General features: G+C 53.1%; 11 protein-coding genes. 7 read left to right on the top strand and 4 right to left on the bottom strand.

Features of this window, described 5'->3' with window-relative positions; translation table 11 throughout:
• Positions 1 to 154: 154 nt before the first annotated feature.
• The 5 genes from INT21_RS20065 to INT21_RS20085 all read left to right on the top strand — a co-directional run bounded on the left by INT21_RS20065 (position 155) and on the right by INT21_RS20085 (position 5,937).
• On the top strand, positions 155 to 1,150 hold the full coding sequence (locus INT21_RS20065; protein ID WP_193059673.1) for a Bug family tripartite tricarboxylate transporter substrate binding protein: 996 nt from the start codon (positions 155 to 157) through the stop codon (positions 1,148 to 1,150).
• Positions 1,151 to 1,256: 106 nt separating this feature from the next.
• Entirely contained in the window at positions 1,257 to 1,739 is a 483-nt protein-coding gene (locus tag INT21_RS20070; protein WP_038479364.1) for a tripartite tricarboxylate transporter TctB family protein, read from the top strand.
• Between the two features lie 49 nt (positions 1,740 to 1,788).
• Complete coding sequence (locus INT21_RS20075; RefSeq protein WP_146942373.1) at positions 1,789 to 3,288, top strand: tripartite tricarboxylate transporter permease; 1,500 nt, start codon at positions 1,789 to 1,791, stop codon at positions 3,286 to 3,288.
• An 870-nt stretch (positions 3,289 to 4,158) separates the two neighbouring features.
• Entirely contained in the window at positions 4,159 to 5,142 is a 984-nt protein-coding gene (gene thpD / locus INT21_RS20080; protein ID WP_193061869.1) for an ectoine hydroxylase, read from the top strand.
• Positions 5,143 to 5,271: 129 nt separating this feature from the next.
• Positions 5,272 to 5,937: a fumarylacetoacetate hydrolase family protein gene (locus INT21_RS20085; protein WP_193061870.1), complete on the top strand. Its 666-nt coding sequence runs from the start codon at positions 5,272 to 5,274 to the stop codon at positions 5,935 to 5,937.
• A gap of 132 nt (positions 5,938 to 6,069) precedes the next feature.
• On the opposite strand, the gene speA is transcribed toward INT21_RS20085, so the two are convergent.
• Together speA and INT21_RS20095 are read right to left on the bottom strand one after the other, a co-directional pair.
• A complete protein-coding gene (gene speA / locus INT21_RS20090; protein WP_089039835.1) occupies positions 6,070 to 7,989 on the bottom strand; it encodes a biosynthetic arginine decarboxylase in 1,920 nt (639 codons plus the stop codon).
• Complete coding sequence (locus INT21_RS20095) at positions 7,989 to 8,945, bottom strand: homoserine kinase (protein ID WP_089040948.1); 957 nt, start codon at positions 8,943 to 8,945, stop codon at positions 7,989 to 7,991. Before INT21_RS20095 ends, speA begins: the two co-directional genes overlap by 1 nt.
• A 173-nt stretch (positions 8,946 to 9,118) precedes the next feature.
• On the opposite strand from INT21_RS20095, the gene polA reads away from it, so the two are divergent.
• The gene (gene polA / locus INT21_RS20100; RefSeq protein ID WP_193085615.1) at positions 9,119 to 11,893 is read left to right on the top strand and encodes a DNA polymerase I; all 2,775 of its coding nucleotides are present in this window, start codon (positions 9,119 to 9,121) and stop codon (positions 11,891 to 11,893) included.
• 164 nt (positions 11,894 to 12,057) lie between these two features.
• On the opposite strand, the gene INT21_RS20105 is transcribed toward polA, so the two are convergent.
• The gene (locus INT21_RS20105) at positions 12,058 to 13,083 is read right to left on the bottom strand and encodes a Fe(3+) ABC transporter substrate-binding protein (protein ID WP_089039833.1); all 1,026 of its coding nucleotides are present in this window, start codon (positions 13,081 to 13,083) and stop codon (positions 12,058 to 12,060) included.
• A 224-nt stretch (positions 13,084 to 13,307) separates the two neighbouring features.
• On the opposite strand from INT21_RS20105, the gene INT21_RS20110 reads away from it, so the two are divergent.
• Positions 13,308 to 14,405, top strand: coding sequence for an ABC transporter ATP-binding protein (locus tag INT21_RS20110; protein ID WP_193061872.1), 1,098 nt, complete (start codon positions 13,308 to 13,310; stop codon positions 14,403 to 14,405).
• Positions 14,406 to 14,432: 27 nt separating this feature from the next.
• Here INT21_RS20110 and INT21_RS20115 read toward each other — a convergent pair whose 3' ends face one another.
• On the bottom strand, positions 14,433 to 16,133 hold the full coding sequence (locus tag INT21_RS20115; RefSeq protein ID WP_193061873.1) for an ABC transporter permease: 1,701 nt from the start codon (positions 16,131 to 16,133) through the stop codon (positions 14,433 to 14,435).
• Positions 16,134 to 16,224 lie beyond the last annotated feature (91 nt).

The following is a 16,224-nucleotide window of genomic DNA, read 5'->3' on the forward strand; positions in this document are numbered from 1 at the left end:
CGCACAAAAAGCACTTTTTGCCATTAATGGTCATAAGCTTGTCGCGAGGAGTAGCGGTCTTCTAATGTGCAGGGCGTAACCACACAAAGATACGTAGATAACAACCATCTATAACACAGCCAATATAACAACATAGCTAATGTGGAGAACGCCCATGACCATGCTTCCCCTAAAGCGCTTTGCCGTGCTTGCTTTACCGATGGCAGCCTTTGCCATGACAACGTCCGCCAGCGCCCAAGAGTGGACACCGAGCCGTTCGATTGAGTTTGTTGCACCGGCCAACCCCGGTGGCGGCTGGGACACGCTAGTGCGCACCATGTTCCGCGTTATTCAGCAAGAAGAGCTGGCCGACGAAAGCTTCGCAGCCATTAACGTACCTGGCGGCGGCGGTGCAGTTGCCTGGGCTCAGGTAGCCCGTGATAGCGGCAATCCGCATAAACTTTTCGCTACCAGCCCGCCGATGATTTTAGTTCCCCTGGCAGGCGCATCGCGTTACGACCACACTGATTTCACCCCGATTGCGCGCATCAATACCGACTATTCGATTATTTTGGTGGCGGCAGACTCCGAGTATCAAAACCTGGATGATCTTTTCGCAGCGCTCAAAGAGAACCCTAGCTTAAGCGTGGGTGGCGGTAGTGCGCCGGGCTCGATGGACCACATCTCGGTTGCCGGTCTTGCTTCCGCGGCGGGTATGGAAGCCTCCTCGGTCAACTACATTCCCTTCTCAGGTGGTGGCGATGCCATGACTAACCTGATGGGTGGCCATATCGAGGCAGTTATTGGCGGTGCCGGTGAAGCGGTAGGTCAGCTGGGTGAAGGTAGCCAGCTACGCGCGCTGGGCGTGTCTTCCGCAGAGCGCCTGGGCGGTGGACTGGCCGATGTACCCACTTACCAAGAGCAGGGCTACGACTACACCTTCGATATTTGGCGTGGCGTAATGGGCGCGCCGGAAATGCCTGAAGAGGCGGTTGAATATTACGAGACGCTCTTCGCCGAAATGCTCGAAACGGATGCATGGCGCGAAGCAAGCGACCAGCTGGGCTGGATTGATGCCTACCAGGATAGCGACGCCTTCGCTACCTTCCTGGATGAGCAACAAGAGCAGTTTAGCAGCGTGTTGACCGACCTGGGGCTGATGCGCCAGTAAGCGCTCGTCCCAAAGGCTCCCCCGGTGGCAGCGTGCCACCGGGATCTTCCGTCTGATACCGCAAGGGTCTTGCTGTTCAGCAATGACGTCTTCGGAGAGCTTTCCCATGACTCGATTCAATACCAACCAATGGCTAGCGCTTGTGTTGGCGTTAGTGGCGGCTGCCTATCTGGCAATGGCCTGGCAAATCCCCAACTTTCCGCTGCCCCGCCCAGTGGATTCTGACCTATTTCCAAAAGTGTTAGGTGTTTCTCTGCTATTGCTGTCGGCGTGCTTGTTTTTTGAGCGTCCGGGCCCTATTGCGGGTGCCGATCAGATTGATCAAGCCGAAACCCAGGGGCCGCTACTGCTAACGCCTTGGGCGCGGGTGATCGTCACCGCCATCGCCATTGCGGCCTACGCGTTCCTGCTTGTGCCGTTAGGCTTTGTGCTGGCTTCAACGCTGCTGTGTGTTGGCCTAACCGCTTACTACGGCTACCGCCGCCATGGGGTCAATCTGGCAACATCGCTTGGGGTGGTGTTAGCGCTGTATTTGACCATGACGCGGGTAATGGATGTTTACCTACCCACTGGCGTGCTGCCGTTTTAACCAGGCCGCGCTTGCCCACTGTTAGCGGGTTTAAAAGAGAGACACTCCCATGGATGCCTTTAACAATCTAATGTACGGCTTTGGCATCGCGCTTGAGCCTATCAATATCGCTTACGTCTTTGCCGGTGTCTTTGCTGGCACCATTATCGGCATGTTGCCCGGCCTTGGGCCGATCAGCGCGTTGGCGCTGATGATCCCGATTACCTTCGCTATGGAGCCCTCTTCAGGGCTGATCTTGATGGCCGGGGTGTATTACGGCGCTATTTTTGGCGGCTCCACCTCGTCTATTTTGCTGAACGCCCCCGGTGTGGCGGGAACGGTTGCGACCTCTTTTGACGGCTATCCGATGGCCAAGCAAGGGTTGGCAGGTAAGGCGCTGGCGATTGCCGCTTACTCCTCCTTTGTTGGCGGTACCATCTCCGTTGTTTTCTTGATGTTAATTGCGCCGCTGCTCTCCAAAGTCGCGGTAAGTTTTGGCCCTGCTGAATACTTCGCGTTGATGGTGCTGGGCTTAACCGCGGTTGTGTCGCTATCCGATAAGTCGCTGGTTAAAGGCTTAATTGCCGCTGTTATCGGGGTGATGATCTCGATTGTCGGGATTGATATGCAAACCGGCACCGAGCGCTTTACCTTTGGCTCTATTCACCTGCTCGACGGTATCGACTTTCTGGTCGTCGCGCTGGGTATCTTCGCGTTAGCCGAAGTGTTCTACATGTTGCTGCGCGGAGGTGGTGGTAAAGAAGCGCCACGTAACGCGATCGGGTCGTTGAAATTGTCCCGCAGTGAAGTCAAGCAGATAGCAGGCCCTGTTAGCCGCAGTTCAGTATTGGGCTTCTTTACCGGTGTACTGCCGGGCGCCGGCGCGACCATCGGCTCGTTTCTTGGCTATAGCATGGAAAAACGCATTGCCAAAGACGGCGATACCTTTGGTAAAGGCAACATCAAAGGCGTTGCTGCGCCAGAAGCGGCAAATAATGCGGCGTGCACCGGTTCGTTTGTACCGCTGTTAACCTTGGGGGTGCCGGGGTCTGGCACCACCGCCGTACTGCTTGGCGCACTGTTGGTGATGGGCGTTAATCCTGGCCCGATGATGCTTGAACAGCGTCCTGATGTGTTCTGGGGCGTGGTCGCCAGTATGTATATCGGCAATATCTTCCTACTGGTGCTTAACCTGCCGCTGATTCCGCTGATCGCCAAGATTCTCGATCTGCCCAAGCCATTGTTGCTGTCACTGATTTTGATCTTCTGCATGATCGGTGTGTACGGTATGAGCTTCAGCGTGTTCGACTTATTACTGCTGCTTGGTTTTGGCTTGGTTGGTTTGGGAATGCGCTTGTTCGGCTTCCCTGCCGCGCCGCTGATTCTGGCGCTCATTCTTGGCAACATCATGGAAGAGTCCATGCGTCGCGCGCTGCAGATCTCCGGTGGGGATTGGACGACCTTTATCGACAAGCCGATTTCACTGTCGTTACTGGTCATCGCTGTGCTATCGCTTGGTTTACCGCTGCTGAAAAAGCGCCGCACTAAGCGTTTGAACACTGCTGAATAGAGCACCGGCAGGCGTGTAAAGCGTCCTAGGGTTTCCTAGGGCGCTTTTTTTATGGTGCGCCAGGCATGGCGCGCAGCGCCTTAATAGGCGCTATTCCTGAGGGTGGTGCCTCAGGATGACTTGGGGGTGAAAGTCCCCTGCGTTGATGAATATCGGCAGTTATTCAGACCTTCCCTAGGTTTGCGTCATAAAATAATAATCGGATTGATAATGTTTTGCTACCTTAGCTTCTGTCCGATACTTTGTTAACAACCTGAGTCTGCTCTTGTTTTAATGCTTTATATAAATAGTAAACCTTTTTTTTATTCATCGCTGCTTGATTGTTTTTTTATAACACACCAGTTTGCTGGAGCTGTGAAAGGCTGAATGCGATATGAAGATGATGTGATGACTAAAATGTGATTAATTTTAATGTCATTGTCTCAGTTAGTATAATAAGAGTGCCCTGATGTAAGAGTGTGAGTTTTTCATGATGTGGTGCCACCTAATGATGTCTTGGTGCATATTGGTACCTCTAATGAGGTGGCCAAATTCACTATGCCACTTACCCTGTGTAAGGGCGCTTGAGCAGAAAAAATATTCGTAAAACTCGGATTGATATCAGGCATTTAAATTTGAAGAAAATGATAAGATGTGTCGGTTTTATAGCGATTTTATTTATGGATATATTTTTCTGTAATGGTTTTTTAAAGTCGTTGCTAGGTCTTGTTTGAGAGTGCTTAAAGAAATTTCATAACACACGTTATAAAATGAAGATGTGGCGGTTGCAAGGGCTAAGTATTTAGCTACCCTATTGGCTGTGTTATGTGAAAGCGGAAGCCGCTACATGTTTTATCGGTCTGAAATTTAATCATACAAGGAGTGGATTAGATGACAGTCAGCAACAATTCTCTCAAAACGATTACTGTCTATAAGCAATATAATGAAATGTTGGATATGCCGTCGGCGCGACGTACAGCGGTGAAAGATGAGTACCCAACGCGCCTAGCAGCAGCTCCAGCTTCGCTAACTCAGCCGCGTCGCGATGCGGTGGTTAAAGGTCGAAATTTATCAGGGCCGCTATCCTCAGAGCAGCTGGATGAGTTTGAACGCAAAGGTTTTTTGTTTATTCCAAACCTCATTTCAGGTGAAGAGCTGGAGGCACTTCGCCATGAAATGACATTATTGATGAGTAATAGTGCTTATCGCGATCAAGAATTCAGCGTTACTGAGCCAGAAAGCCACGATATTCGCTCGTTGTTTGCCGTGCATAGGCTTTCTGAACGATTAGGTCAACTGGCCAGTGACGAACGCTTGGCAGGTGCAGCCCGGCAGATCATTGGTGCTAATCCATATGTGCATCAGTCACGGATTAACTATAAGCCAGGTTTTGCAGGTAAAGGGTTTAATTGGCACTCTGATTTCGAGACGTGGCACGCGGAAGACGGCATGCCGAGTATGCATGCTGTTAGCGCTTCACTGATCTTGACCGACAACCATGAATTTAATGGCCCGCTTATGCTGATTCCAGGCTCCCATTTGGAATTTGTGCCTTGTTTGGGGGAAACACCAGAGGATAACCACAAAAGCTCGCTTAAAGCACAGGAGATTGGCGTGCCCAGCCCAGAAGCGCTGACTCAGTTAGTAGCAAAATATGGTATTGAAGCGCCAAAAGGTAAAGCAGGGGGATTGCTGCTCTTTGATTGCAACACGCTGCATGCGTCTAATGCCAATTTGTCGCCAGACCCCCGCAGCAACGTATTCTTTGTGTTTAACCGTCCGGATAATCGCTGTGTTGCACCGTTTGCTGCTCCCAAGCAGCGTCCTCGCTTTTTGGCGCATGGGCCTGATGATCGCTGGACGCCCGACGCATAATCTAACGTATCACTGGTGGTATGTATGAAATGCTATAGAAGAGGTTGTGGAACATACGCATAGCTGGGGTAGACTGTTGCGCCTGTCGTTGCGAATGCGGCACGCATAATGAGAAGGAGAGGACCCGCCATGCGTTTTGTTCCACAGTTTACCGATGGCCAGGAGTTTCCCCACGCGTTGGGCAAAATCGTCTGCGTTGGCCGCAACTATGCCGACCATGCCAAAGAACTGGATAATCCGGTTCCCAGTGAGCCTCTGTTATTTATGAAGCCCGCCACCAGTGTGGTGGACTTGACTAAACCCCTAGATCCGCCGTTTTCACGGGGTGATATACATTACGAAGTCGAGCTCGCGCTTTTGGTGGGGGAGACCCTGACTCACGCGACCCAAGATGAAGCTGAGCGTGCTATTGTGGGCATTGGCCTGGCGATGGATTTAACGCTGCGAGATGTGCAAACCAAGCTGAAAGAGAAGGGGCACCCGTGGGAAATAGCAAAAGCATTTGATGGTGCTTGCCCACTATCTCCGTTCTTGCCGCTAAGCCGCGTTCCCAATTGGAACGCGTTGGTGTTCACCCTTGAGATTGATGGTGAAGAGCGTCAACACGGAGAAGGTGCCGATATGATCTTCGCGATCCCGACGTTGGTGGCAGAGATGAGCCGTCACTTCACGCTAGAGCCGGGTGACGTCATTTTGACAGGAACACCTGCGGGTGTGGGTGAATTGCCCCGTGGGGCTTCGCTGCATTTAACGTTGACCGGCGGGTTAGAAATCACCACTAGCGTAGTAGAGTAGTTGGATGGCGATGATGCCAAAACCAACACTAGCTAAGCGTTAGCCGTTATGCGAAAAGCCACCGACGATGTCAGTGGCTTTTTCGTTGGCCTATTCTAAAAGCACTGCTCTATAAGCACGGTTCTATAAGTACTATTCTAAATAGGTGTAGCCATCCAGGCCTTCGCTCAGGCTAGCGGCAAACTTTGCCTGCTCTTGGGTTGAGAAGCCGCTAGTGATCAGTTGCTCGGTGAGCTTTTGCTTAAGCACTCGAGCATCAAAATTCACGTAGGCTAAAACATCGGCCACCGTATCGCCTGCCTGTAGGTTAGACAGAACCCACTCGCCATCTTTACCCAGTGCGGCATCGACTGAGTCGGTATCGCCGAAAAGGTTGTGCAAGTCGCCAAGAATTTCCTGATAGGCACCTACCAGGAAGAAGCCTAGCCAACGCTCGTCATCGCTTGCCCACTCGGGCAACGGTAGTGTGCTCTCCACGCCTTGGCCATCCACGTAGCTATCAATGCGGCCATCTGAATCGCAGGTAATATCCTGAATGACTGCGCGACGAGTGGGGGGCTGGTCTAGCCCGCTCAATGGCAGAACAGGGAATATCTGTTCGATCCCCCAGACGTCAGGCACCGACTGGAATAATGAGAAATTGACGAACAGCTTATCGGCTAGCTTTTCAGCCAGTTCGTCCATAATTTCCCGGTGCGCGCGATTACGGGTATCAAGCTGGCCGCGTAGGCGAGCACAGGCTGCCATATAAAGCCGTTCACCTTCGGCACGGGCATTGATATCACTTAAGCCCATTACGAAACGGTCTTGCAGCTCACTAACCGCTTGCAGAAGGTCATGCCAAGCTTCCACCAAGACACGGGGCTCCTGGCTTTCGGCTAACTGCTCAAAAACCCGCCACAGGGCTTCCACCTGGAGGTCTTCCTGAGAAGAGCGCTCTGGAGGCGAATCATTAACGCGCTCTTCGCCAATCACGTTGGTGATCAACACGGCATGATGAGCCGTTAGCGCACGGCCTGACTCACTGATCAGATGAGGCTGGGGAAGGTCAGCCTCCTGACACAGCTGCGCAAAGGCGCTAACGACGTTACGTGCATACTCCTGCATGGAGTAGTTGGCTGAGCAGTAGCTACGTGAGCGAGTACCTTCGTAGTCGATTCCTAGACCGCCACCCACATCGACGGTATCAATCGGTGCCCCTAGGCTCACCAGGTTTTGGTAAAAACGGGCGCATTCCCGCAGACCGCGCTGAATGTCGCGAATATTGGCAATTTGCGAGCCGAGATGAAAGTGCACTAACTGTAGGCTCTCTAACGCATTTTGAGCGCGCAAGGTCGCGACTACGTCAAGAATTTGGCTGGCAGTCAGACCAAACTTTGACTTCTCGCCGCCGGTGTTTTGCCATTTACCCTTACCCACTGAGGCAAGCCGTGCCCGCAAACCAATACGCGGGGTGACTTCCAACTCACGCGCCTCTTCTAATATAAGTTCCAGCTCAGACAGCTTCTCAACGACCAGGTAAACGCGATGCCCCAGCTTTTCACCCAGCAGCGCTAGGCGAACGTACTCGCGGTCTTTATAACCATTGCAGACGATCAGCGAGGAGCCGCCATCCGACAGCGCCAGCACTGCCAGCAGCTCCGGTTTACTGCCTGCTTCTAAGCCTACGCGACCATTGCCCCGCTCGGAGGTGGCGAGGATCTCTTCCACCACGCGGCGCTGCTGATTCACTTTGATCGGATAAACGGCTGTGTAGCCGCCCTGATAGTCGATGTCCTGCATCGCGACATCAAACGCACCGCACAGCTGTTCTACGCGGTCGTGCAGAATGTCGCTAAACCTTACCAGTACCGGCAACCGCAGACCCGCAGTCTGCAACTGACGCACAAGCCCGCTAAGCGGCAATGCTGGGCCTTCTGCGTCGCTACCTAGCGGACGAACCAAGGCTTGCCCGTGGTCGTCCACATCAAAGTAGCCACTGCCCCATTGGTCAATATTCCATGTGCGTCGGGCACGTAAGGCCTGGGCGCTGGTGGTCACCGATTCGATCATCAAGAAACCTCTGGGAGCGGTAGTGCGCCAAATGCAATGCGCGCTTTTAAAATGGTTCGGAAACGCTCAGGGTCATGAGGCGTTAGGTCATGGGCTGGTGGGTCAACATAGACGACCAGCAGGCGCGATAGCCAATATCGCAACGCTGTCATGCGCAACATGGCTGGCCATAGTTCACGCTCATCAGCGGTGAGAGGGCGACGTGCTTGGTAAGCGCTCAGAATGGCTTCATAACGCTCAGCATTCAGCGAGCCATCCTCATTGGTTGCCCAGTCGTTAATGACGATGGCGAGATCAAATAGCAAATCGCCGGTGCAACCGTTATAAAAATCGATAATACCGCCTAGTTGGTCGCCCTCAAACAGTGTGTTATCACGGAATAAGTCGCCGTGAAGCGCTCCTTGCGGTAGCTCGCCGTGCTGGCTAAAGGCACCTTCGAAGTCATCGACTTCATTTTTCATCAGCGTTTGGTCGTCAGGGCTGATATACGTCAGCACCTTGTGATGCACTGCTCGCAGCCAGTGAAGGTCGCGCGGGTTTGGCCGATGGCCAGGAAAACGCTGGGAGACAACATGCAAGTGCCCCAACGTATTGCCCAGCGCTTGGCATTGGGCAAGGTTGGGGGCGCTAGGATGCTTGCCTGGTAGGCGTGGAAACAGTAAAGCAGGCTTACCTGCCAAACTGTGTAGCGCAATCCCTTCGCGGTCGTGAATAGTACCGGGCACCGGCAAACGGTGCTCATCCAGATAATCCAACAACTCGACAAAAAACGGCAGCTCTTCATGTTCGCCCTGTTCAAACAGGGTTAACACCAGCTCACGACGATCGGTGGTCACAAAAAACGTCGAGTTTTCTGTGCCACCGGCAACGCCTTGTAGCGAAACGAAGCTGCCGACATCAAACTTTTCCAAAAACGCGGCGACCTGAACGTCGCTCAGCGGGGTAAATACAGCCATGAGAATCTCGCCCAGGTTGCTAAGCCCATTATTGTAGCGGCTTGCAGGGTCAGTTGGCAGCGTTGTGTGAGTTTGAAATGCGTTATTCGTAGCGGTTGTTTCTGCAGCCATTGCCGTGAACGCGTATCATAGCTAATAGACTTCTTACTGTGTTGCTAACAATGGAATTGGTTATGGCCCGTGCCCCAATCGTGCTTGTCGATGGCTCATCGTACCTATATCGCGCTTTTCACGCGCTGCCACCGTTAACGACCTCCAACGGCCAGCCTACGGGGGCCGTGAAAGGCGTATTAAATATGCTCAAGCGGTTGATCAAAGACTACCCGGAAAGCCCAATGGCGGTGGTGTTTGATGCACCAGGAAAAACCTTTCGCGATGAGATGTACAGCGACTACAAAGCTCATCGACCGCCCATGCCGGACGACCTGCGCAGCCAAATTAAGCCGCTGCACGCTTGTGTAAAAGCGCTAGGCTTACCGCTGCTGTGCATTGAAGGCGTCGAAGCCGACGATGTGATTGGTACCCTGGCTCATCATGCCACCCAGGCTGGCCGTGATGCGGTGATCTCGACTGGCGATAAAGATATGGCGCAGTTGGTGAATGACCACATCACATTGGTCAACACCATGAAAGAAGAAACCCTCGATGAAACAGGCGTCAAAGAGAAATTTGGTCTACCACCCTCGCTGATCATTGATTTTTTGGCATTGATGGGGGACAAGGTTGATAACATTCCCGGCGTGCCGGGGGTGGGTGAAAAGACGGCCATTGGCCTGTTGCAAGGTATGGAAGGTGGTTTAGAGACAATTTACGGCGATCTTGAGCACGTCAAGACACTCAGCTTCCGTGGTGCGAAAACGTTACCCAAGAAGCTGGAAGAGCACCGTGAACAGGCCTTTCTCTCTTATCAGCTAGCAACCATTAAGACCGACTGCGAGCTGCCCGTGGGGCTGGATGACTTGGATATTGCGCATCCCGACCGCGAGGCGCTGGTAGAACTCTATAAAGAAATGGAGTTCAAGCAGTGGTTGGCTGAGCTTCTGGCAGGTACCGACGAGGGCGTCGATGACGTAAAGAAGGGCGAGCCTGCACCTGATAACGCTGCTAATGACGTGACTGATAGCGCCGCGGCTTCCAGCCAGCGAAACGACCATGTCATCGTTGAGCAAGCTGAGTTTGATGCGTGGCTAGCGCGACTGAAAAAAGCCGAGCGCTTTTGCTTCGACTTAGAAACGACCAGCCTGAATTATATGGACGCCGATATTGTCGGCGTTGGCTTGGCACTGGAGGCCGGTGAAGCTGCCTATATTCCACTGGCCCATGACTACCTGGATGCGCCCGCACAGCTTGATCGTCAACAGGTTCTGCAGGCATTAAAGCCGCTGCTGGAAGATCCTGAAAAAACCAAAATTGGTCAGAACCTTAAGTACGATATTTCCGTGCTGGCAAACTATGATATTCGCGTGGTGGGGCCGCTTGCCGACACTATGCTAGCCTCGTACGTGTTGAATTCCACCGCCACGCGTCATGATATGGATTCGCTGGCGCTAAAGTATTTGGGCGAAAAAACCATCTCTTTCGAAGAGATCGCTGGAAAGGGGGCCAAGCAGCTCACCTTTAACCAGATCGCCTTAGAGCAAGCGGTTCCTTATGCCTGTGAAGATGTCGATATCACGCTGCGGCTGCAAGAAATACTGCGTCCTCAGGTGGAACGGGAAGGGCGTTTAGCGGACGTGCTGGATCATCTTGAGCTGCCGCTGATTAACGTCTTGTCGCGGATTGAACGCAATGGCGTCGCACTGGATGCCGAACGTCTACACGAGCAAAGCCAGCAGCTAGAGCGCCGTATTCGTGAGCTTGAAAGCGAAGCCTTCGAGTTAGCCGGTCGTGAGTTTAATCTCGGTTCGCCCAAACAGCTGGGGCAGATTCTGTTCGAAGAGCAGAAAATTCCGGTGATCAAGAAAACTCCCAAAGGCGCACCTTCGACTGCAGAGGCGGTGCTAGAGGAGTTGGCGCTGGATTACCCCTTGCCCAAGGTGATTATGCAGCACCGGGGGCTGGCGAAACTTAAGTCCACCTATACCGATAAGCTACCGCGCCTGCTCAATAAAACCACTGGCCGAGTGCATACCAGCTATCACCAAGCGGTGACGGCGACAGGGCGTCTCTCGTCGTCGGACCCGAATTTACAGAACATCCCTATTCGTACCGAAGAGGGACGCAAAATTCGTCAGGCATTTATTGCCCGCCCAGGCTACCGCATTGTGGCGGCAGACTACTCGCAAATTGAGCTGCGTATTATGGCGCACCTCTCAGAAGATAAAGGGCTTTTAGAGGCGTTTGCGGAAGGGCGCGATATCCATACAGCGACCGCTGCCGAAGTATTTGGTACTGCGCTTGAAAAGGTCTCTGCCGACCAGCGGCGCAGCGCTAAAGCGATCAACTTTGGCCTAATTTACGGCATGAGCGCTTGGGGCCTATCGCGCCAGTTGCATATTGATCGCAATCAGGCGCAAACCTACATCGACCGCTATTTTGACCGTTATCCTGGCGTTGCTCGCTATATGGATCGTATTCGCACCCAGGCCGCAGAAGATGGCTTTGTGGAAACCGTGCTAGGGCGGCGGCTGTACCTGCCAGAGATCCACTCGCAAAACCGCAATCGCCGTCAGGGTGCTGAACGCACTGCCATTAACGCGCCTATGCAGGGAACGGCGGCAGATATCATCAAGCAAGCGATGATTGATGTCGATGCTTGGCTTGCTGAAGGCGATTTTGACGCCCTCATGGTTATGCAGGTGCACGATGAGCTAGTGTTTGAGGTGGCCGATAAGCAGGTTGAGGCGTTTATTGAGCAAGTTCAGGCGCGTATGCAAGCCGCTGCCACGCTTAGCGTGCCGCTGATTGTTGAAGCCGAAAGCGGCGCCAACTGGGATGAAGCTCACTAGTAACCACTAGCATGAAGCCCGCTAGGCTAAGCCCTCTAGGCTAAGTAAGGCTTAAACGGCGTTACGGGGTCGTTACCGGCACCCCAATAAAAAACACCTGCAGCTGAGCTGCAGGTGTTTTTTTAGTTAGGCTTGTGGCTCCTGAGTCCTAAGAGCCGCAGAGCTTAACGCCAGCTTACGCGGTCGAAAATACGAATCGCTTCTGGGTTATTTTCACCCAGGATGCTGATGTTGATATCGTCTTTGGCGAAATCACCCCAAGATTCCAGCACCGGGTTTTTCTTGATGCCTTCCACGACGGGGAACTCGTAGTTACGGTCAGCCAGTACTTCCTGAGCTTCGTCAGAGGCTAAGAACTCCAGGAAACGAATGCCGTTTTCTGGGTTTTGCGCGTTAGCCACTAAGCCAGCGCCGCCAACGTTAATGTGGGTGCCACGGTCATCCTGGTTGGGGAAAATCACCCCCACTTTGCGCGCGGCTTCGCGGTCGGCATCTTCATCGGAATGCAGCATGCGAACATAGTAATAGTGGTTTGCAACTGCTAAGTCACACTCACCGCTCGCAACGCCAAGAATCTGATCGGTATCGCCGCCTTCTGGGTCGCGCGCCATATTATTCACAACGCCTTGGGCCCACTCTTCCGCACCTTCTTCGCCATGATGCTCAATCATTGACGCTAGCAGCGACTGGTTATAAATGTTGTTGGAAGAGCGAATGCATACTTGGCCTTCAAACTGCGGATCGGCCAAGTCTTCATAGGAAGTGATTTGGCTGGGGTCAAAGTTCTCACGGTTGTAGAAAATAACCCGTGCGCGCTGGCTAAAGCCAAACCACAAACCTTCAGGGTGGCGCATTGATTCTGGCAGGCGCTCGTTAAGCACGTCAGAGTCTACGCTTTGAAAAAGGCCGTCCTGCTCGGCGCGCCATAGGCGGCCTGCGTCAACGGTAAGCATTACGTCAGCAGGGCTAGCAATGCCTTCACGCTGCATGCGCTCCATCAACTGGTCGGAGTCGCCTTCCAGGACATTAACTTCGATGCCGGTCTCTTCAGTGAACGCTTTGTAGAGAATCTCATCAGAGTCGTAATGGCGGGCGGAGTAAATGTTGACCTCGTTAGCGAGCGCGCTACCTGCAAAAGCAGAACCTGCCATGATGGCAGCTACGGTAGCCGTAAGACGTGCTTTTTTCATAACAAATACCCTGAATGTTTATGATAATAAGTTGCATTAGCGACGTGGCGTATTGAAACGCTTCTCATGGTTGGCGTCAAGTTAAATGCTAATGAAACGCATCTGCTGTTTAGCAAGAAACGTGCATCTCTACTCAATAGAAAATAGAATGCAAATAACTTTCAACCGTGTTCGCAGCGGCATGCGTTTATCATGTCGCGGGTGGACGAGACAATGGTGAAATAATGACGGCCACTGTGTCACTTTCCGATGTGTCGGCGCCTGCATCAGCACTGTCGCTTCGTGGTATTCAGCACACGTTTGCGGCTAATAAAGTGGTGAAAGGCATTGATCTTGATATCGCTCCAGGCGAGGTTGTGTGTTTACTAGGCCCTTCTGGTTGCGGCAAAACCACACTGCTTCGGATTGCTGCGGGCTTAGAGGTCGTGCAGGAAGGCTCGGTTAGTCTTGATGGTCTATCCATTGCGGCACCCGGTAAGCGTCATGTGCCACCGGAAAAGCGCAATGTTGGTCTCGCTTTCCAAGACTCAGCCTTGTTCCCACACCTTAGCGTGCTGGAAAATGTTACCTTCGGTCTGAAAAATTTGCCCTCTAGCCAGCGCCGGGAGCGTGCGCTGGAACTGCTCGCTCAACTCGGCATGGCCGACTACGCCGAGAGCTATCCGCATATGTTGTCAGGTGGGCAGCAGCAGCGCGTTGCGCTGGCGCGAGCGCTGGCACCCACGCCTAAATTAATGTTGCTGGATGAACCCTTTTCTAGTCTGGATGCGCGGCTACGTGATCGCATCCGAGACGATACGCTGCACGTGTTGAAAAAACTCGGCTCTGCGACCCTGCTAGTGACCCACGACCCTGAAGAAGCCATGTTTATGGCAGACCGCATCGCACTAATGCGGGATGGCGAAATTGTGCAGACTGGCACTCCCCGTGAGCTTTATTGTGCGCCAGTGGCTCCCTTTGTGGTGACGTTTTTTGGCGAGGTGAATGAGTTAAGCGGCATTGTTAGAGGGGGCTTTGTCGCTACGCCCGTTGGGCCGGTAGATGCCAGCTGGTTGCCAGAAGGCAGTAGCGTTCAGGTGATGATTCGCCCCGAAGCACTGCGTATCAAAGAGCGTGACTTGCCCGTCGAGTCGCATAGCCACAGCCATGTGGTCATGGCTAAGCTGCTAGGGCGTTCCAGCCTTATTCACTTATGTGCGCATGGAGAAGATGGTCAGGAAGCCCACCTTCACGCCCGTGTGCCAGGCGTGTTTTTACCCCAGGAGGGCCAGCCGATTGATATCGACTTGGATCACTCCCAGGTATTTATCTTTCCGCGTTAAATTTTTGCTGTTCAGCGCTTGCTTCCACTACTCAGCCTGGCTCCCAGGGCGCGCCCGGCGCATTGCCAAGCTGAGTAAAATCACCGGTAAGATGCCCACTACCACAATGGTCAGAGAGGCTGTTGACGCTTCAGCTAAGCGTTCATCTGAGGCGAGGCTGTGAGCGCGTACTGCCAGCGTGTCAAAGTTGAAGGGGCGCAGGATAATCGTGGCAGGCAATTCTTTCATCACATCGACAAATACCAGAATCCCGGCTGCTAGGAGACTGCTGCGCATCAGCGGCGTATGAATATGGCGCAGTGTACCGCCAGCGGTTTGGCCCAAGGTGCGGGATGCGGCATCCATGCTGGGGGTTACTTTGCCAAGGCTCGCTTCTACCGCGTTAAACGAGACGGCCAAAAAGCGTACGACATAAGCGTAAATCAAAATAAATGCTGAGCCGCTAAACACTAGACCAATGATTTTTCCGTAGTGTTCGTGAAGCCACATGTTTAGCGAGTTATCCAGCCAAGCAAACGGAATCAGGATGCCTACGGCAACCACCGAGCCAGGAATGGCATAGCCCATTGCGGCGATGCGGGTGAAAAATCGTGCGCTTGGTGAATTGTTGAGCCTAACCCCGTAGCTCAGAAGTACGGCTAAGCCTACCGCAATCAATGCAGCAACGGTCGCGAGGCTCAGGCTATTCATAGCAAAGCCAATAAATCGTGTGCCGAACAAGCTATCGCCCGTTTTAATGGCCATATTGAGCAAAATGCCGCTGGGCAACAAAAAGCCGATAACAATAGGCAGCAAACACGCCAGGGTAGCCCCCATTGCATGCCAGCCACGCAGCTGATATTCCGGTAGTTGCTGATAGCGGTTAGTGGTATGGAAGTAGCGCCGTTTACCCCGCGAATAGCGCTCTAGAAGAACCAATACAATGACGAAGGTCAGCAAGCAAGCGGCTAGCTGAGCGGCAGCGACGGGTTCACCTAAGCCAAACCATGTGCGATAGATCCCCGTAGTGAAGGTATCTACTCCAAAAAACTGCACCGCGCCAAATTCGTTAAGTGTCTCCATCAATACCAGTGAAACGCCGCCGACTAATGCCGGGCGGGCGAGGGGCAACGCCACGCTGGCAAACAAGCGCCAGGGGCCACGCCCCAGGGTACGGCCTACATCTAATACACATACCGACTGCTCAAGAAAAGAAGCCCTAGCTAACAGATACACATACGGGTAAAGCACAAAGGTAATCAGGATTGCCGCGCCGCCTAGTGAGCGCACATTGGGGAAATAGTAATCGCCCACTCGCCAGTCAAACCATTCACGCAACATGCTTTGTAGCGGTCCTGCTACTTGGAAAAAGTCTGTATAGGCGTAGGCAATGACATACGTTGGTACCGCCAGGGGTAACAGCAGCGCCCATTCAAATATGCGCTTGCCTGGAAAGCGGCACATCACCACCAGCCACGCAGTCCCGGCGCCTGTAATAAGAGTGCCAATGCCAACCCATAGCACCAGCCAGAACGTATTAGAGAGGTAGCGTGGTAATACGGTGCTTGCAAGGTGCTGCCAAACGCCCTCTGTCGGCACAAAAATATGGCTTAGAACCACAATAATAGGCAGTGCGACAACAAGGGCGATCAAAAAAAGCGCGATTGACCAAGGGTTGAGCGATAGTGAAATGCGTGACGCAAAACCTGAAAGCAGGGCCGATGGTGAGCGGCGAGCTGGCGTAGACACGTCGTTGTCTCCTTGGATGAGGGGCAGCTTGGCTCGTCAATGCGAAAAAATAGCGGCTGCAAATAGTATCACTTGCGTTAGGCGGCTGCAG

The organism is Halomonas sp. 3F2F (assembly GCF_014897805.1).
Taxonomy (GTDB): Bacteria; Pseudomonadota; Gammaproteobacteria; order Pseudomonadales; family Halomonadaceae; genus Vreelandella.